Origin of the sequence: Micromonospora luteifusca, assembly GCF_016907275.1 — a bacterium.
Taxonomy (GTDB): domain Bacteria; phylum Actinomycetota; class Actinomycetes; order Mycobacteriales; family Micromonosporaceae; genus Micromonospora; species Micromonospora luteifusca.
The window spans coordinates 370,262-388,106 of sequence record NZ_JAFBBP010000001.1 but is presented as its reverse complement, the minus strand read 5'-3'; the positions used below and the strand labels follow the sequence as shown (position 1 = coordinate 388,106).

The 17,845-nt window shown below is 68.7% G+C and carries 17 protein-coding genes; 8 read left to right on the top strand and 9 right to left on the bottom strand.

Annotated elements, in window-relative coordinates; all coding sequences use genetic code 11:
* The first annotated feature begins 104 nt into the window (after window positions 1–104).
* Window positions 105–2,255, top strand: coding sequence for a UvrD-helicase domain-containing protein (locus JOD64_RS01780; RefSeq protein WP_204940567.1), 2,151 nt, complete (start codon window positions 105–107; stop codon window positions 2,253–2,255).
* Between the two features lie 11 nt (window positions 2,256–2,266).
* Here the strand turns inward: JOD64_RS01780 and JOD64_RS01775 are convergent, their stop codons facing one another.
* From JOD64_RS01775 to JOD64_RS01765, 3 genes are all read right to left on the bottom strand, one after another.
* Window positions 2,267–2,599, bottom strand: coding sequence for a hypothetical protein (locus JOD64_RS01775; RefSeq protein WP_204940566.1), 333 nt, complete (start codon window positions 2,597–2,599; stop codon window positions 2,267–2,269).
* Between the two features lie 262 nt (window positions 2,600–2,861).
* The gene (locus JOD64_RS01770) at window positions 2,862–3,065 is read right to left on the bottom strand and encodes a DUF397 domain-containing protein (RefSeq protein WP_204940565.1); all 204 of its coding nucleotides are present in this window, start codon (window positions 3,063–3,065) and stop codon (window positions 2,862–2,864) included.
* Window positions 3,058–3,945: a helix-turn-helix domain-containing protein gene (locus JOD64_RS01765; protein WP_204940564.1), complete on the bottom strand. Its 888-nt coding sequence runs from the start codon at window positions 3,943–3,945 to the stop codon at window positions 3,058–3,060. The genes JOD64_RS01770 and JOD64_RS01765 overlap by 8 nt, the downstream gene beginning before the upstream one ends.
* A gap of 231 nt (window positions 3,946–4,176) precedes the next feature.
* Here JOD64_RS01765 and JOD64_RS01760 point away from each other — a divergent pair, with 231 nt between their 5' ends.
* The 6 genes from JOD64_RS01760 (at window position 4,177) to JOD64_RS32670 (ending at window position 13,964) form a co-directional block, all read left to right on the top strand.
* Complete coding sequence (locus tag JOD64_RS01760; protein ID WP_204940563.1) at window positions 4,177–4,479, top strand: DivIVA domain-containing protein; 303 nt, start codon at window positions 4,177–4,179, stop codon at window positions 4,477–4,479.
* Window positions 4,476–4,727 (top strand): hypothetical protein, encoded by a 252-nt coding sequence (locus JOD64_RS01755; protein WP_204940562.1) that lies wholly within the window; start codon window positions 4,476–4,478, stop codon window positions 4,725–4,727. Before JOD64_RS01760 ends, JOD64_RS01755 begins: the two co-directional genes overlap by 4 nt.
* A 228-nt stretch (window positions 4,728–4,955) precedes the next feature.
* Window positions 4,956–8,243 (top strand): type ISP restriction/modification enzyme, encoded by a 3,288-nt coding sequence (locus tag JOD64_RS01750; protein WP_204940561.1) that lies wholly within the window; start codon window positions 4,956–4,958, stop codon window positions 8,241–8,243.
* 387 nt (window positions 8,244–8,630) lie between these two features.
* Window positions 8,631–10,139: a hypothetical protein gene (locus JOD64_RS01745; protein ID WP_204940560.1), complete on the top strand. Its 1,509-nt coding sequence runs from the start codon at window positions 8,631–8,633 to the stop codon at window positions 10,137–10,139.
* Window positions 10,136–12,622 (top strand): phospholipase D-like domain-containing protein, encoded by a 2,487-nt coding sequence (locus JOD64_RS01740; RefSeq protein ID WP_204940559.1) that lies wholly within the window; start codon window positions 10,136–10,138, stop codon window positions 12,620–12,622. The genes JOD64_RS01745 and JOD64_RS01740 overlap by 4 nt, the downstream gene beginning before the upstream one ends.
* A 310-nt stretch (window positions 12,623–12,932) precedes the next feature.
* Window positions 12,933–13,964, top strand: a complete 1,032-nt coding sequence (locus JOD64_RS32670; RefSeq protein ID WP_239559340.1) for a hypothetical protein — start codon at window positions 12,933–12,935, stop codon at window positions 13,962–13,964.
* Between the two features lie 81 nt (window positions 13,965–14,045).
* Here JOD64_RS32670 and JOD64_RS01730 read toward each other — a convergent pair whose 3' ends face one another.
* Window positions 14,046–14,534 (bottom strand): hypothetical protein, encoded by a 489-nt coding sequence (locus JOD64_RS01730; RefSeq protein WP_204940558.1) that lies wholly within the window; start codon window positions 14,532–14,534, stop codon window positions 14,046–14,048.
* 134 nt (window positions 14,535–14,668) lie between these two features.
* Here JOD64_RS01730 and JOD64_RS01725 point away from each other — a divergent pair, with 134 nt between their 5' ends.
* A complete protein-coding gene (locus JOD64_RS01725) occupies window positions 14,669–14,890 on the top strand; it encodes a hypothetical protein (protein ID WP_204940557.1) in 222 nt (73 codons plus the stop codon).
* A gap of 51 nt (window positions 14,891–14,941) precedes the next feature.
* Here the strand turns inward: JOD64_RS01725 and JOD64_RS01720 are convergent, their stop codons facing one another.
* The 5 genes from JOD64_RS01720 to JOD64_RS01700 all read right to left on the bottom strand — a co-directional run bounded on the left by JOD64_RS01720 (window position 14,942) and on the right by JOD64_RS01700 (window position 17,827).
* Window positions 14,942–15,457, bottom strand: coding sequence for a Uma2 family endonuclease (locus JOD64_RS01720; RefSeq protein ID WP_307813154.1), 516 nt, complete (start codon window positions 15,455–15,457; stop codon window positions 14,942–14,944).
* A 150-nt stretch (window positions 15,458–15,607) separates the two neighbouring features.
* Complete coding sequence (locus tag JOD64_RS01715) at window positions 15,608–15,838, bottom strand: hypothetical protein (protein WP_204940555.1); 231 nt, start codon at window positions 15,836–15,838, stop codon at window positions 15,608–15,610.
* A 3-nt stretch (window positions 15,839–15,841) separates the two neighbouring features.
* Complete coding sequence (locus JOD64_RS01710; protein WP_204940554.1) at window positions 15,842–17,125, bottom strand: WXG100 family type VII secretion target; 1,284 nt, start codon at window positions 17,123–17,125, stop codon at window positions 15,842–15,844.
* Window positions 17,122–17,442, bottom strand: coding sequence for a type VII secretion target (locus tag JOD64_RS01705; RefSeq protein WP_204940553.1), 321 nt, complete (start codon window positions 17,440–17,442; stop codon window positions 17,122–17,124). The genes JOD64_RS01710 and JOD64_RS01705 overlap by 4 nt, the downstream gene beginning before the upstream one ends.
* The gene (locus JOD64_RS01700) at window positions 17,429–17,827 is read right to left on the bottom strand and encodes a YbaB/EbfC family DNA-binding protein (RefSeq protein WP_204940552.1); all 399 of its coding nucleotides are present in this window, start codon (window positions 17,825–17,827) and stop codon (window positions 17,429–17,431) included. The genes JOD64_RS01705 and JOD64_RS01700 overlap by 14 nt, the downstream gene beginning before the upstream one ends.
* Window positions 17,828–17,845: the final 18 nt, after the last annotated feature.

Genomic DNA, 17,845 nt, shown 5'->3' with positions numbered 1-17,845 from the left:
ATAGACCGGCCAGCGCCCGTGATATGTCAGGCAGCTCCCGAATTCCGTCTCGTGGCCGGTAGGGTCGCACCCACCGCCTCGACCGACCTGCAGGAGGCCGCGCCGTGCCGCAGCTCGCCTTGGCCAACACCTTCTGGCAGAGCTACGACGTTCTGGCAAAGCCGATCAAGGCCGGTGTACGCAAGGCGATGGACAAATTCCAGTTGCTCACCATCGCTGAGCTCCACGCCGACAAGGGCCTGCACCTTGAGTCGGTGAACAACGCGCGGGACCCGCGGATGCGAACCATCCGGGTCACGGACTTCTGGCGCGGCGTGGTGCTGGCGCCCGACGACGGCAGCGACACCTTTCTGCTGCTCAACGTCGTCCCGCACGATGACGCCTACACCTGGGCCGCGAAACGGCTATACACGGTGAACACGGCGACCCGGGCGCTGGAGGTTCGCAACGTCGTCGCTATCGAGCAGCTCACCCCGGCACTGGAGAAGGCAGCGGCGGAGGCACCGACGTTGCTCTTCGCCCGTCACTCCAATACGGTGCTGCGCGACCTCGGCATCGACGACCAAGTACTGCGCGCGGTCCGCACGATCATCGACAAACCGCAACTGGACGCGTTCGGCACGCTGTTGCCCGAGGACCAGTTCGAGGTGTTGCAGTACCTCGCCGAGGGCTTCACACCAGACGAGGTCTATCGCGATGTCGTGGCCGAGCGCCGTCCGGCTGACGCGACATCGGAGCCGAGCGAGAGCCTGGCGGTGGCGATCGCCAACACGAAGAGCCGGATCGCCCTGGTGACCCGCCCCGACGAGCTTGCCGAGATCCTCGACAAACCCTTCGCCGCTTGGCGCGTCTTCCTCCACCCATCGCAACGGCGGGTCGCCTACCGGGTTTCCTACAACGGGTCGGCGCAGGTGACGGGTGGACCGGGCACGGGCAAGACAGTCGTGGCATTGCACCGGGTCAAGCACCTACTCTCCCGCACCCCCGACAGTCGGGTGCTGCTCACCACGTACACCAATGCCTTGGCCGCGGCGCTGCGAGAGAACCTGGCGCTACTCCTCGTTGACGAGCAGCAACTGGCCCGGGTGGAGGTGACCACGGTGAACGCCCTCGCGAACCGCACCGTGCGGACCATCGCCGGGCGGGTGTCAACCCCGATCGGCGACGTGGACGAGCGGCAGGTCTGGCGGCGGGTCTGCCGGCGGCTGACCCTGCCCTGGACTGAGCAGTTCCTAGCTCAGGAATTTCGCCACGTAATTCTGGCTCAAGATGTGCAGAGCCGTGAGGAATACCGGGCGGCCAGCCGGCGGGGGAGAGGCTCGGCACTGGGGCCCCGGCAGCGCGATCGGGTGTGGGACGCCGTCGAGATGTTCCAGAAGGAACTGGCTGCCGCCGGCACCCAAACCCACCTGCAGATCTGCGCCCAAGCGGCGCGGCTGCTCGCCGATGCGGACCGCACCAAACATGGGTACGAACACGTGGTGATCGACGAGGCGCAGGACTTGCATCCGGCACAGTGGCGGGTGCTGCGGGCGGCGGTTGCCCTCGGCCCGGACGACTTGTTCATCACAGGTGACCCGCACCAACGGATCTACGACTCTCGGGTGTCGCTGGGCAGCCTCGGGATATCCGTCACCGGGCGCAGCAGCCGGCTGCGGGTCAACTACCGCAGTACCGAGGAGATCCTCGCCTGGTCCACCGGCGTGCTGGTCGGCTCGCGGATCGAGGACCTCGGCGGCGACGGCGACGACAGTCTCGCCGGCTACCGATCGCTACTGCACGGCAAGCGACCCCACTCCGCCGGATATCCGACCAGCCAAGCTGAGGTCGCGGCACTCGTGGAGCGGGTGGGGGAGTGGCTGAGGCAGGGCGTGGCGGCCAGCGAGATCGCCGTCTGCGCCCGTTTCAACCTGACGCTGAACGCGGTGCGCGACGCACTGGCCGATGCCGAGATTCCATCCGCGCTCGTTCGGGATCAGCCGGGCGCGGACATCAATGGGGTACGACTCGCGACGATGCACACCATGAAGGGACTGGAGTTCCGGTGCGTCGCTATTGTCGGTGTCACCGCGCGGGCCGTGCCGTTCGCCAAGGAAGTCACGCCATCCGAGGTGGACCCGTTGCAGCACGAGAGTGACCTGCTCCGGGAACGCTGCCTGCTCTTTGTGGCGAGCACCCGGGCACGGGAGGCGCTGCACGTGTCATGGAGCGGCCAGCCCAGCCCGTTCCTGGCGATCGCCACCCGCGCCCTGTGACGGGCCGGACCTCAGTGGGCTGCGGCGTAGCAGCGCTCCCGCTCCTTCTGCCACAACACGTCGTCGCCGAGGTTCTCGTACTCGGGCCGCATCCGCCGGGCCAGGTCGTAGAATCCCTCGTGCGGGCGACGCGTCTCCTTGCCTACTACTAGCGCACTCCAGATCGGCTCGCCCCGCTCGGCCGCCCGCCGGGAAACTTTCTCCAGATGAGGCCCGAGATAATGGGGCAAGATTCCAACACGCTGACCGAGCGGTCCGTAGCAGATCAGGCCGTCAGCCACCGCGACGCCGTACAGGATGTCGGCGATGCGATCGACGCGATCAATTTCAAAGGTCTCAGCCATGCGAGCAGGCTAGCGAGGGGTCGCTTGCTCGACAATCAACCACCTAGGCCTGAGGCTTGGCTCCAGAGGATGAGATTCAGTTGTCGCGACTCTCCTGCGGGTACGTGGCGACCGCTGCCTAGTCGGAGACCAGGCCGGGTCCTGCGTCGGGCTGGAGCCAGGCGTCCCTCATCACGAACAGGAAGAGCCGGTTGCCCCTCTCGAGCTGTTGCATTGGCCCATCCTGTCAAGGGGCGGGTGGCCGCCAACCGTCAGATACGCGTCAATCTAGGAATCGGCGCTGCTTCCTTGTAGTGATGAACGTTGCCCACGCGTGCGGCTGGAAGGTCAGCGCCGGCCCGCTCGGATCCTTGGAATCGCGGACGGCGACGATTCTGGGAAGGTTGGTGGCGACCTCGACGCAGTCGCCGCCGTTGTCGCCGCTGCGGGTGCTCTTGCGCCAGACGGCGCCGGCCAGGTCAGTCATGCCGCATCTCCCCAGCGATCCGTTTGATCATGTCAGTCGATTCTGCCTCGCGAAGGGCCAGCGAATCCAGCCCGCGCCAGACGCGCTCGTAGGCGGCCAACTCGTCGGGCTTGTCGAGGTACAGCGCTCCGGTCAACGATTCGCTGTAAACCACAGACGGTTCCGGTGCGGCGCGACCGCCCTTGCTGGGCGGAAAGTCGAGTATCACGAAGGATCCCGCAACCGCGCCGGGCTGCGGGCCGACAGACAGTGGCAGCACCCTGACGCTGACGTTCGGTAGCTCGGACAGCTTGGTGAGGTGAGCGAACTGTCCGGTCATCACCGGCGAGCCGCCAACGCCACGGCGGAGTACCGCCTCAGACAGCACGGCTTCCAGCCTGGGTGCGGCCGGCAGCCGTCGAAAGAGCAACGCCTGCCGTTGAAGCCGAACCTGTACCGCTCGCTCGCGCTCCTCTTCGCTCAGCATCCCGCCAAGGCGGTAGAGCGCGTGCGCGTACTCCCTGGTCTGGAGGATTCCAGGAATGAGCGATTCGTCGTAACGACGGAGTCGGGAGGCGGCGGATTCCAGGCCTACGTACAGCTCGAACCAGTTCGGCACCGCGTCGCCGTACGCGTGCCACCAGCCCTTCGACTTCGTCTCCGCGGCCAGCCCACGCATCGCCTCGGTCATCTCGGGCGACACCCCGTACAGCTCGCACATCGCCTTGACGTCGAGCACCCGGACCGAGCCTTGGCCGCATTCGAGGCGCCAGATCTTCTGCCGGCTGTATTCGAGGGCCTCGGCGGCGGCGTCGAGCGTCACCCCGGCCTCGTTGCGGAACTGTCGCAGTAGCCGGCCGAGTTGTCGGCGCGGCACGGTCGATCCGATGTCGTCGGGCATCCGCACACTCCCTGGTTCCGTCGCGCAACACTGCGTGACTTGCTCCTGCAACTCCTACGGGTTCCAACAAAGAAAGTCAATGCACAACGGCGAAATTGCGGTCTGGAACGTTGCGCTTCCACTGCGGACTGTCGCAGGCTGATCACAGCACGGCGGCCGGCCGGTCCCCCCGAACGGTCGCCGTGCTGCCCCCGAACTCCCTCGCCCCTCTGATCAGGAAGGCCGGCAGACATGAACGCCAGAAACCAGCGACCGGAGCCACCGAGCGGCGGTGCGACCTACCGCTCTACCGAGTACACAAGTCTGTTGCCGTGGCAGGTGCGCGAGCGCCGCTTCCCACCGACCGGGCTCGGACGTCGCGGCCTGAACCCCGACGACGTGTACGCCTTCCTCGACCGTGTCGCCGGCGACATGGCCGCCGTCTACGCCGCGCTCGCCGAAAGTCGCCGCGAGACCGCGCGGATCAAAGCCGGCCTGCGTCGCTGGCAGACCGATGAGGCCCGTGCCCGCAACGAGCGGGGCCAGGCCCGATGAGCCAGCGGTACGTCATCCACCTGCCGGTGGCCGCCGCCGACCTGCTCGCCGCGCAACGCCTGGCCCGGGTGATCGGCCGGTGGCTGCTGGTGTTGCCGCAGACCGATCCGGGAGAGACCACCGTCTCCGCCGAGGACCACCAGAACGTACGCCATCGGGTCTTCTGCGACCTGCTGATGCCCGGCGGCCGGCGCTGCCTGCTCCGCGCCGACCACGACGGCCCCTGCTCTCGCCGCCTGCGCCGCTGACAGCCGGTCCAACCCGCGATACCTGCGAACGCGCTTCCACTGCCGGTCAGGACATAGGCAACAACGATTCTACGAACCGCAATCACGTATGGCTATCGATCGATTGCAGGATGTGCCCGATGTGAAGCGCCGGTAATCCTGGAGGGCCAGCCCACGGCTGCAGGGGGATTCATGGGTAGTCCCGCACGTCGCCGTCATACGCCTTCCAGTGAGCGTCAGCTACGCCTGGTGCCAGATCCCACCGCTGAAGCGGTGGCTGCCTTCGGTGCCCGAGTCGCGGAGAAGACCGGTCGAGGCGGTGATCCCGAAGATCAGTTACGCAGTCCGCTGGAAGAGCTGCTTCGTCGCATGGGCCGGCACCTGGGGATCGACGCAATTCCCTACGGAGAGGTCCGGCTCGACGTGGTGCGTGCGCGCCCCGACTTCGCCGTGGACGTCGGGGGAGTCCGCGTCGGGTACGTCGAGCTGAAAGCCGATGGGCACGGGATCCCCTCGACCTGGCGTCGCCCCACGAAACGTGAGCGCCTGCAGTGGGAGAAGCTCAAGGCCCTACCGAACGTCCTCTACTCCGACGGCACTGCCTGGGCGAGATACACCTACGGAGAACTGGCTGGCTCCGTTGTTCACCTGGAGGGCGACCTCTCCGGCGGTCGGCGCCCGCTGCGGGCGAATGGGCCCGAGTTCGAAGCCCTCATCCAGGAGTTCCTGCTGTGGCAACCCGAACAGCCGCGAACCCTGGCCCAGCTCATCCGGATCGTCGCCGGGCTGTGTCGGCTGCTGCGCGACGAGGTTGGTGCGATCCTCGCGGACCCCACCCGTGATCTGGCCCACGAAGAGCTGTCGCTGCTCGCCGATGACTGGCGTGACCTGCTGTTTCCCGATCTGGATGACGCCGGCTTCGCGGACGCTTACGCCCAGACCGTCACCTTCGCGCTGCTCCTTGCGCGCATCGACGGAATCGTCTTCGACGAGACCCCGATGCACGAGATCGCCCGTCTGCTCGGAAAGAAGCACTCCCTCATGGGCCGGGCTTTGGCGGTGCTGACCGACAACGACGCCGCCTACGAGCTTCGGATGATCGATACCCTGTTGCGGGTCATCGGTTGTGTGGACTGGAGCACCATCGACAACGGGCGGGGCGATATCCACGCCGACTTGTACGAGCGCTTTTTGTCCATCTACGACCCCACGCTGCGGCGGCGCAGCGGATCCTTCTACACTCCACAGCCCGTGGCGGGTGCGGTCGTCGACTTTGTGGACGAAATTCTGCGTGACCGGTTCGATCGTTCGTGGGGGTTCGCCGCCCATGATGTCACTGTCGTGGATCCCGCCATGGGTACCGGAACCTTCCTAGTCGAGGTGTTACGAGCGGTCTCGGCGACGATCGACGCCAAGCAGGGGGCGGGCGCGCGAGGACCACGATTGCGGCAGTTCTTCCAACAGCGTCTTGTCGGCTTCGAGATCCAGGCCGCGCCCTACGCCGTCACCGAACTTCGGCTGCATGAGGCGATGAAGGCGCAGTTCCGCACCGAACTTCCCCCATCCGAGTACCGGTTCCTCACCGACGCGCTGGAAGATCCCGATACTCAGCAGGGTCGGCTGCGGGCAGCGTACCGGGTCATCGAACGCTCTCGCCTGGAGGCGAACCGGATCAAGCGTGAGATGCCGGTCATGGTTGTGGTGGGCAACCCTCCGCACGTGGAGAACACGCGAGGCCGAGCACCGTGGATCGAAGAGCGGCGGAAGACGCCCCTTCTTCCGGGCACCTGTCCGGATCGGCCCTCGCTCGACGAGTTCCGGGTGCCCGGCGGAGGTCGCTACGAGTCGGACCTCTACGGGCTGCCATGGTGCTTCTGGCGCTGGGCGCTGTGGAAGGCCTTCGAGGCTCACCCCGGTGAACCGCAGGGGATTGTGGCCTTCGTGACGCCGTCGAGCTTCGTCAAGGGCAAGTCCTTTGAGGGCATGCGCGAGTACCTCCGACGGACCTGCGACGAGGGATGGATCATCGAGCTGTCCCCTGAGGGGAACCGACCACAGCAACACACCCGCCTATTCGGTCCGGACGTCGGCCGGCAGCTCTGCGTTGCAATCTTCGCTCGCTACGGCCAGGGCGACCGGACGACCCCGGCGACTGTCAGGACCCTCGCACTGACCGGCGCGCGGGAGGACAAACTCCAGCGGTTGCAGGAGCTGTGCCTTCCCGACCCAGGGTGGCAGCGTTGTCGCGCGGACTGGCGGGCGCCGTTCCTGCCGGAACCCGACACCGACTGGGGCCGCTACCCGGGACTGAAGCAGCTCTTTCCGGAGTCGTCCCGCGGTGTGACGGCAGGACGGACCTGGATCTACTCCCCGGACGCCGACACCCTGGAGCGCCGCTGGCGCAGATTTATCCAAGCTGGGGAGGGCCTGCGCCGACGGATGCTGCCCGAGTCCCGGGACCGCAAGCTCGACACCGTCGTCCGTCCGCTGCCCGGGATGCCGGGACCGGCCGGGCCGCTCGCTGCGGAGACGGGCCCGGCGCCGACGGCGGTAAGGGTCGCCTACCGCTCCTTTGACCGACAGTGGGTGCTGCCGGACAGCCGGCTCATGGTGATGCCACGACCACCGCTGTGGGCAGTCCGGTCACCGCACCAGATCTACCTGACCGAGCAGAACAGCCAGCCGATCGACAGCGGTCCGGGCGTGACCTTCACCCAGCTGATACCCGACCTGCACCACTACAACGGACGCAGCGGGCGGGTCTTCCCGCTCTACTGCGACACCTCGACAGAGCGACCCAACGTCGCACCAGGGCTGTGCGCAATGCTGGCCGAGACGCTCGGTACCGAGGTGGCGGCCGCCGATGTGATGGCCTACGTCGCTGCAGTCACCGCCCATCCCGGCTATACCGAACGGTTTCGGCAGGAGCTGCAGCACCCCGGCGTTCGGGTGCCGCTGACAGCGGATGCCAACAGCTGGGCCGAGGGGGTGTCGATCGGTCGCGAGGTGTTGTGGCTGCACACCTTCGGGCAGATCAGCCTGGGCGAGCGCCCGATCTCGTTCCGCGACTTCGTTGACGCGGCGGCGCCAAGGGTGCAGGCGGCGATACCGGACGAGCCGGGAGCCCTCCCCGACAGCATCTCCTGGGAGGCGGGCAGCGAGACGTTGCTGGTCGGCAGCGGGCGCATCGCTCCCGTTCACCGTCGAGTCTGGGAGTACGACGTCGGTGGGATGAGAGTTGTCCGGCACTGGTTCAACTATCGGTGCTCGAACCAACGCCACCGACGTCGCTCCTCCCCGCTGGATGATGAAGAGCTGAACCGCTGGAGCAGCGACCTCACCGACGAGCTGCTGGAGATCCTCGCGGTGCTCGGCGGTTGCGTGGCTGCCGAGCCGCGGCAGCTGCAACTACTGGATCGCATCTGCGCCGGTCGGCTGATCTCCGTGGCAGACCTGGCGGCCGGCGGCGTCCTGCCGGTACAGGGAGCCGCCAAGATCACCACGGTTGACGAAGGGCGTATCCCGAGGTTGTTCTGACGGCTTCCCGTCAATGCGCCCCCGACCGCTCGGGACACGTCACCAGGCGTAGCGGTGCTCGCGAAGCAGCCGCCGTGCCCTCTCCGGATCCGGGACTCTCGCCGACCCAGCCCTTCGTCGTGGGTGACGTCGTAGCCGCTCCGGCGCAGCTTTGCCAACAGCGCGCCCGCCTGTGCCGACCCATCGGAATCGAGGATGTCGCCGCAGCGCGCCTTGGTGATTCGCTGCCTGCTCGGCGCTGATCACCACGGCCCCAGCAACCGCCGCCTGCGCCGCTGATAACACAAGCATGTCGGCTATCCGTCACTCCGCTGGCCGCGTCGGGTCAGTCTGCTTCCGTAGCGCGATGGACCTTATCGACCAGCCGAAGAACCTGGGGAAGCGCTGGTGACCGCGATGCAGGGTCCGGCGTGGACGCTCAAACCCGACACTCCGGAGGACACCGGCCGCCAGCCGCTCGCCGTCGAGACTGTGATCGGCACGCACGCCGCAGGGCTGATTCCCGGCGTTATCACCACCACCCCCCACGCCCGTTACCTAGCCCTGCACGCCCGTCTCGCGATCGAGGCGCAGCGGCGGGGCTGGACCAACAAGGCGGACCTGGGACAGTTCCGTGCGCTGGTTCGCCGCGCTGAGGTCGTGCTAGGCGCGGTGTCCGTTACGCACGGCGAGAGCGGCGACGACCACCACCTACGGGCCGGATCCTTCGGGTCACACGGCGTGAACACGATTCGGCCCGAACTGGACCGGCAGCGTGCCGTCGAGGTCGGTCGAGTGGCCGACGCGTATAGCCGAGTACCTGGGGGCTACCTGCAGACGTACGCCGGGATTGAGACGGTGCTCGGTCTCACCGATGGGGGACGGATTCCCCTGCCCGGGCCGGCGGCCGACGCCGACCAGCTCGCTGCCCTCGACGAGGTGCTGAGCGTGTCGGAACGGGAGAAGCCGCTCTCCGTGGCGGACCTCGGTGCCCTGCGTCACCTGTGCGTGTGCGCCATCGGCGACGCCCCCGACGGCACGTGCGTGCGGAACGCCTACTTCGTCGACCGCGGCCACCTCGATTACGCCAGAACCCATCGGCGCAGCGCCGCGCTGTTGGTGGGGGCGCTCACCGGCGAGCAGGTCGAGGTGGAGTCGATCGACATGTCCATGGACCGGTGGTGCTGCTTCCGGCCGGGGCTGCTGGAGTTGGTGGGCGAGGACCTGCACCCTCATGCCCTCGTTTGGCGTGGTGCGCTTCTGCGCAACTGGTCGGTCTGGGCGTGGCGGCTGATCTGGGCGCGGTTGGTGTCGCCGTTGTCCAGCACCGGCACCCTTGAGCAGGCGATCGCCGAGTTCGTCCGCGCTCTTCCGGACGCAACCGTCCGCGAGGCGCTCATCGACGGCCTCCCTCCAGTGATCGACCACGCCGGCACCCCCCTGCCGGTCGAGCACGACTTGTACGAAGAAGCGCTCGACGCTGACGACTGGACGGTGCTTGGCATGCTGCGGCTGCTCGCCGTCGGCGCCCGACGGCTGGACCATCTCGACCCGGTGACCCGGGACGCCTTCGTCGGCACGTTCTCCGACGACCTGGGCCCCGGCTACGTCGTCGCGTGGCTCGATCGCGACGCCGAACGCCCGCTGGCCGATGCCGTCTCCGACCTCGCTGCCGCGCTGTTCCATCGCGCCGAATCGGTGAGCCGGCAGAAGATGCAGTGGACCCGGTACGGCCTGCGCCTGCCCACCCGCCTGCGCCGCGTCGGCGACCGGTGGCGCCTGGAAGGCCGAGAAGGCCGGGGGGCGGTCTCCCTCCGGCTGCCGACCTTCACCAACGTCATGCAGCAACTGGGTGTGGTCGCGCACGACGGCGGTACCTGGCGTCCCGGCCGGCACGCCACGGAGGTGAAGTCGTGACGCCGTGGGAGAACCTGCGGGGAGCCGCCCCGCCGGCGCTGCTGCGCGGCCGACCGCTCGCCGACGCCGAAGAGGTTCTCGTCCTCACGTACACCTGTGACCTGTCCTTCTTCGAGGACGTCTGCCTGCGGGAGGCGCAGGCCGTCCGCGCCCGCACCACCATCCTGTACGACGCCGACGAGCTCACCCAGGGGCCTCGCCGGGCCGATTACCTGGCCCTGCCGGTCGTCTGTAAGGGAGGCGGGGCCTTCCACCCGAAGCTCGTGGTGATCGCCTCCGAGACGGACGCCGTGGTTGCCATCGGGTCCGGCAACGCCACCCCGTCGGGCTGGCACCACAACGCGGAGGTCTGGACGCTGCTGCGCGGCGCAGGCCATACGGTGCCGCAGCTGTTCCATGACCTCGCTGCCTGGTTGAGTCGACTGCCCGCTGCGGTCTGGGTGGAGAACCTCGGTCGGGAACGCCTCGACGGAGTCGCGGCGCTGCTCACCGCACGTCCGGCGGAGCAGGCCCCCGGCCAGCCGGTGCTGGTGACGACGGCGGCGCGTCCGATCATCGAGCAGCTTCCGGTGCCGGGGACGCCCGTCACGTCGCTCGCGGTCGCCGCCCCGTTCTTCGACCCGCGGGCGGAGGCGCTGCGCCGGCTGGTCGACCGCTTCGGACCCGCCGAACTGCACCTCCTGCTCACCCGGGACGTCCAGTGCGACCCGGACGCCCTCGCCGGAGTGGTCAAACGCGCGCCGGCGGGCGTGGTCGCCACCCCGAAGAGCAGCCGCTACCATCACGCGAAGATCGTGGAGTGGAGAACGGCCGACCAGTCGTGGGCGCTGACCGGCAGCGCCAACTGCAGCATGGCCGCCCTGGTCAGGACCATGGCCACGCGTGGCAACTGCGAGCTCGGCCTGCTGACCGAGACGGCCCCGTTGATCGACACCGGAGCCGCCCACGAAGTGGACCTGGCGCAACCGGCGGGTCTGCACGTACGGGAACCCAGCGAACGCGTCCCCTCGCAGGCGGCCCTCCGCGTGCTCGGGGTCCGCGTCGACGCCGAGCGGGTGGAGGCCACCGTTCTCGCCGACGCGGAGCTGGCCCCGGCATGGCTCATGGTCGACGGGCTGCGGCTCGACCACCAACACAGCGACGGCAAACTCCACCTCTACGCCGCTGTCCCGGCGGCCGACTCGTCTCTTTTGTCCGGTGGGTGCGCGACCGTGCACGTGGCGACCGACATGGGCGTCGAGATCCGCGACGTGGTGGTGACCGACGTGACCGCGGCGCTGTCGCGCATCGACCGCCCGTCCCCGCTGGAACACACGTCGCTGCCGCTCGTGATCGCCGACCAGGCACACCTGGCCGCGCTCGTAGAGGCGCTCGCTCACCTGGCCTCGGTCCGCCCGGACCGCATCGCCACCCCGCCCGGCAGCAACCGGCGGCGCCAGGTCGAAGGTCGGATCACTGCGGCCGTCGGGCCGGCGCTGCTGCGTTTCGCCCTCGGCGTGGAAGGCCGGAGCCGGCCAACGCCGACCGACGAAGAGATCTTCGATGATCCGGACGAGGACAACGGCGCTTCGCGGCGGCCCGGCCAGGGGGAGCGGAGGACGACGGAGGGGGGTTCACCGGACCGGGCGGCGCCTGTCGCGACGGTGCTGGACGCGCTCACGCCAGGCCAGCGCACCCGGTTACGACGTGAGATCGAAGGACTGGTCGGCGCGTCGGAGGGGTGGTCGCTGCCGGCGAAGCTGGCCGTCAGCCGGCTGGTGCTGACCTTGGTCGCCGGCGGGCTCTGGCTGGATCCAGCCGACTGGTCCGACCTGCTCTACTGGGTGGTGCTGCAACTCTGGATGACGGACCAGGAGGAGAGCCTGGACGACGAGCACGCGGCCCTCGCCACCATCGGGCTCGTGGCGCTGCGCAGCGGTCTCGACCGCCGGACCGAGCCAGACAGCGAACTCGTCGAGCAATTCGAGGAGCTACGGCAGGCTTACGTGGAATGGGCCGACTGGCTCGCGGCGGCGCCGGTGGAGACGGTCCGGCGGTACGCGGCCGGCCTGGGCGGACACACCTTCGGTGTGCTGTTCGGACAGACCAACTTCGTGGCCGAGCTCAGCTGGATCCTCGGGCGCACGGCGTTGCACGACGCGGTGGACCGGCTCACGGGTGCCCAGCTCGACAGTGGTTCCATCGTCCGCGTCACCGGCGGCCGCACCACCCGTCAAGCCGTCATCGCCGCCCTCGACGCCCTGCGCGACTTCCCCGACGTGCAGGTGGCGTCGGAGGGTGAGCCGGCGGTGCACGGCTGGTGGAATGGGCGACGTCTGCTGCTGGTCACCCGGACGGGTGCCACGTGGCGGGCCGAGACCTGGTCGAACCTGATGACCGGTATCGCCGCCTACTCGCGCGGCACCCCGTTGCGCCCGCCTGACCGGCGCTGGACGGCGTCCGGGCCGGACGACGCCTTCGGAAGTCAGACGACCAGCCCGTGAGCGAGCCAGAAGAAGGGAACCAGATGCCGATGAGGGGCCTCACGATCGCGGAGCGGGTCGGGCAGGAGTTGCTGCGTGCCAGGACGCCGCTCGACGACGCGACGAACTTGCCCGGCGGCTCGACGTGCAACCGCGGCAGACGATCAACCGGGCGTGCCGCCGGTTGGAGCGGCCGCCACAACGGCGACCGCTCGCGGAGCCTGCATCGCGCTGACACAACCAGCCGATCCGGCATCTCAACTGCCCGTTGCGCCTACTGCGGTGATGATCATCGGGCCGCTAACGTGCGCAGCACGGGGAGGTGGCGGGGATGGTCGCTCGGCGTTGGGACGCCAGGTTCGAGGAGGAGCACCTTGTCCTCCGGCGTTGGCGGTTGCTGCCGTGGCCGAAGGCCTACGTCAGGCGGATACCGCTGGCCGCCATCCTCGATATCGGGTCATTCACCGCAGCCGACCATGCGAAGCGACACGCCCAACTCTCCGTTCAGGACACGTCGGCACCGGACCTGACCGAGGTCATCCCGGTCAGTTTCACGCGGGAGCAGTGGACGTTCGCCGGCTGGTTCATGGAGGAACGGCGAGCGGCGAATCGGCGAGCCGCACCGACCAGGCCGCCGCAACTCCGTCCGAAGGCATCGTCGGGTCAGGTGGCCCTGTCCCGTCCGACGGCCGACGTTGCGGCCCTGTCCCGTCCGGCGGCCGACGTTGCGGCCCTGTCCCGTCCGGCGGCCGACGTTGCGGCCCTGTCCCGTCCGGCGGCCGACGTTGCGGCCCTGTCCCGTCCGGCGGCCGACGTTGCGGCCCTGTCGCGGCGGCGGGCGCAGCTGGCGGCTGCCCTCCGAGCCCATCTTGCGGCCAGGCAGGCCTCCACCACGCAGCCGCGGGCGCAGCTGGCGGCTGCCCTCCGAGCCCACCTTGCGGCCAGGCAGGCCGCCACCAGGCTGAGCACCCCGTCGATAACTCCTTTGATGCGGGCCGGCGACGGCAAGCTGCCGGTGTGGCTGTGGCTTGAAGATGGTGAGATCCACGGGTCCCTCGTCTCGGCCGGCAATGCCTCGCCTCGCATTCTGGGCCCAGCCGATGTCGCCGATCTCCTGCTCGCTGACCCGTCCCGGGCGATGCCGGCGATTCGTGCGCTCACTGGCATCGTCGACAAACAGTTAGCCCTGGCGCACCTACGGAGCTGGCAGCGGCCGGACCGGGTCGTCGTCAACCTGAGCGCCTCCGACCTCGCCGGGCGGCGGGTGACGGAGGCCCCACAGAAGCCGGGCCGGAGCAACCCGGACGGCCGCGTGCGGACCGTGTCCGGTGGCCTTCCGAGTCTGAACAACCGCCGACGTTGAGCACCAGCCACGGAGACGCCGGCTCGCGCCGGGCCGACCACCGTCAACCCTTCCGAACGACGCCGGCGTCTCCGTCGCTCCTCAAGCAGCGGGCGAGCCCAGGCTGAAGCCGCCGAGCAGGTTGATGAGCGCGTCGTCGCGGGTCACCTCGTAGCCGCGTTCACGCAGCTCCGCAACCAGCTCGCCCTCACCGGCGACCGCGATTTCGAGGTAGTCGCCGTTGTGCACGGTGACCTGGCGCTTGCCGTACCGGTCCTGCAGGTCCTGCGGCAGCACCGTGAACGCCCGCTCGGTGACCAGCCGCGGCCAGTTTCCGTCCGCGACCGCACCCACTTCGGTGATGTCGAAGGGCTTGTCGTCGGCGTACCCGTCCTCCGGCTCGTGGTATTCGGGGCCGGCGGGGTTCCACAGGTGGGTCATCCGGACCTGGCGGGCCTCGCCCCAGGTTCGCGCGGCGGCGAGCGCCTGGATCTCCGCGGCCTCCTCGGTCGCGGTGCCGGCGTCGGCGAAGGCGAGGCAGTCGTGCGCCGTGGAGTGGCCGTAGACCAGGTGCTGGTGTTGCGTTGTCATGGCGCACATCCTGCCTCAGACGTACGACTTCCAAGATCGTCGTACGGCCGGGGCGCGCTCCACCAGTCGGGTGACCGCCAAGCTGGCCCTCCCTGGTCTCGTCACCGGCCTTCGAGGAGGTACCGCCGGAGGAGGTGGCCAACGTCTTCGTCCACGTGCTGCACGGCATGTCGAGCGTGGACGAGGAGCGGCTGTTGCGCGCCGGCCTGGAGCGGCTCGGCTACGGCCGACCCACCGAAAAGATTGACAAAACTACTCCGGTACGGGCTGCACGTCGCCTGACCAGCGGTCGCCTCCGTTTCGACCAGGAGGGTCGCCTCACCCACGCTGACGAGAGTCACCACTCGTATCGGTAACAGGCGTGAGCTGAGTCGGGAGCGGCACGATGAGCGAGGTTTCTGGCCGATTCAGCCGAGGCCGTGCTCGTCCGGCCCCGTGTTGAGGACCCAAGCGAGCGGCATGGTCGCACGGGCGACGTACCTGTCGCCGTCGAGACGGTGCATGGTGACGGTCTGCGCCGCATCTTGGTCGACCACCCAATATTGGGGGATGCTCGCGGCGGCGTATTCACTGCGCTTGGTCACCGTGTCGACACCCTCGGAACCGGGTGAAACGATCTCGATCACAAGGAGCACGTCGGCGACCGGCAGCCACACACCGTCGGCCTGAGCCTTGCTCCAGACGACCAGGTCGGGGATGCGTCCGCCGACGCCGCCATCACGGCCCGGTATGCGTAGCCCGACTGCTTGGGCAATGTGTTCCGCTGGGACGCCGCCCTGAGCGAGCCACACCATGAGCCGGGTCGCGATGATCGCGTGGTTGTAGCCCGGCGGCGGCATGATCGAGACGACTCCCTCGGGGCTGATTTCGTACCGGTGGTTCTCGTCTGCGGCCATCATCGCCGTCAGGTCGTCGAGCGTCACGACCGGGGGCATGTACCTGCCAACCGCCTCTGAGCTCATGGGAGCATCCTACCGGTTCGGCGCCCAGCCCCGGCGCGCGTGGGACACGAAGCGTTACCGATCGCCAAGGCCTCGGACCAGGTCTTTCCTGCTCGCGCACCCCGCCGGGGTTCAGCTTGCGAACAACATCCTCGTCGGGAATTCGCCGCTGGACCGCCAGGCCTTAACGATCTTTGCCGTGATCGCACCAGCGGCTGAGTTGAAATCGCCATCTTCGACACGGGCGTCGAGGGTGCCTGGATCGATCGTGAGAATCCGGTCGAACTTGTCATCCAAGCCGAACTCGTATCGGACCTCGCCCGCAGCCGCCTCGACGCGTCGGGCGGTCACCATCATTCCCATGCCCTAGCCTCCAATGTCCGCGTAGTCCTCGTAGGTCGGCCCGGGTATAGACGAACCCCAGTCGGACACCTGGTTGGCGGCAAGATGCGCCTCGCGGTAAGCCGCCTGCGGATGTGTCCGGTAGTACTGCAGCTCCACCAATTCGTGCTCCAGTAGAGCGTAATCCTCGGGCAGCGGGCTGCCCCGTCGCAAGCGCAACCATGCTTCAGCCATGGGAGGGCTCGGGTCATATCGTTGATGGATGATTCCGCCTCCGTAGTCATCCATCGGGTGCTCGTCAAAGAAGATGTGCCGACGGATCTGCTCTATCTCCTCCCGTGAGAACCCTCGGGAACCGTCAAGGCGGGGGGCGTCCGCGACTTGGCGAGTTATGAGGTCAGCATCGTCCTGGCTACGGATGACGTCGTAGGCCTCCTCCGCCCACCGGTCCTGCCGTCCGTAGTCCGCCAGGTCACGAGGCCGAGTGGTGTGGCCGCCATGAAAGCCCTGTGGCCCCTCTGCCGTGCTTACCGACCGCGCATGTGGCGAGTCGCGCAGTCGCCCCAGTGCCTGCTTGAGTTTTTCGATGAGGTCGCCGAGCCGACGTACCTCCGGGATCAACCGTCGCAGGCTGGCCAGCAGTCCGCGCAGCAGTCGGGCGATCCGTGCACCCCAGGACGCCACCAGTGTCGTGACCTGCTCGACGACCAGTGGTGTGGCCAGTCCGCCGGTGATGAGGAGTTCGCCCGCGTACACGATAAGGCGGGACACGCAGGTGGCGATGGCGTCGCGGACCAGGAGCCGGACGGCGGCGACCAGGCCGGCGGCGCCCTCGGTGATCGCAGCCAGGGTGTCGGCGCCCTGGGCGAGGCCGGTGATGGCCTGCTGTTGCTCGGTGGCCCAGGCCCGGTAGGCGGGGCCGGCGGCGCCGCCCCAGTTGGCGACGTCGGTGCGGACGGCGCGGGCCAACGCGGCTGCTTCCTCGCGGAGGGACTCTGCGACGTTGCGCCAGGTCTGGGCGTGTGCGGTGATCTGCGCCGGGTCGCCGGCGAGCCAGTCCAACGCCTCACTGAGCGGTTTGACGTGTTCGATGAGCCAGGCGATTCCGTACTGGAGCAGGGCGCCGACCGGATCGGAGACGAAGGCGAGGGAGTCCAGGCCGGCGCTCACCACACCGAGGCTGCCGTCGATCCAACTGCCGTTGCGTACGCCCTGCGCGATGAGCTCGATGTCCTCGCAGATCCACACGCCGGCCCAGGCGCTGGGCGGGGTGCCGGACGCGGTGGCGATGAGCGGATTCGTCGTCACCGCCGCTGCCGTGTCTGATCGAGCAGGTGGCTGGCGCGGGCGTCGGAGCCCCGGTAGCGATCCGCACTGAGCCGGAGCCTTCCGGCGGTGTCCCGCGCGGAGTCGGCGGCCGCGCCGACGCCGTCGACGAGGGCCCGCTGCAGCCCGTCGAGCAGCATCGGCATCATCGCGCAGAGTTGGCCGTAGGCGTCGCCGCCCAAGCGGACGTGCTGGCCAGCCTGCCGAGCGGTGTCGAGGTTGCCGGCGCAGCGATCGAGGCGTACGGCGTGGGTCGTCAGGCCGTCCGGGTCGACCTGGATGCCGTCACCGGCGGGCATCGCTCGACCCCTCGTCGTGGCTCAGCCGGCTGCGGTAGGAGTCGATGATGGCCCGTGCGCGTGCGTCGTCGCCGAGGGCTTCCACCGCCGCTTCACTGACCTGCCGTAGCAGGTCGGCGCCTGCGGCTCGGGTGGTCTCCAGGATCTGCCGGGCGGTGTGCGCCGCGGATTGTTGCCGGATGCGCTCGTCCAACCGAAGGTCGATCAGCAGCCCGGCCGAGTCGACGGTGACTTCGGCGCTCCGGTCGGGGTTGCGGGCGGTGCCGGTCAAGCCCTGCATCCTCGCCGACAGCGTCTTTGCACGCTCGGCCTGTTCGGCGAGGGACGACTCCCACTCGTCGAGCCGGCGCTGTGCCGCGTCGAGCGCGGCGTCGTCCGCCCACATATCGACCCTCCCCAGGGG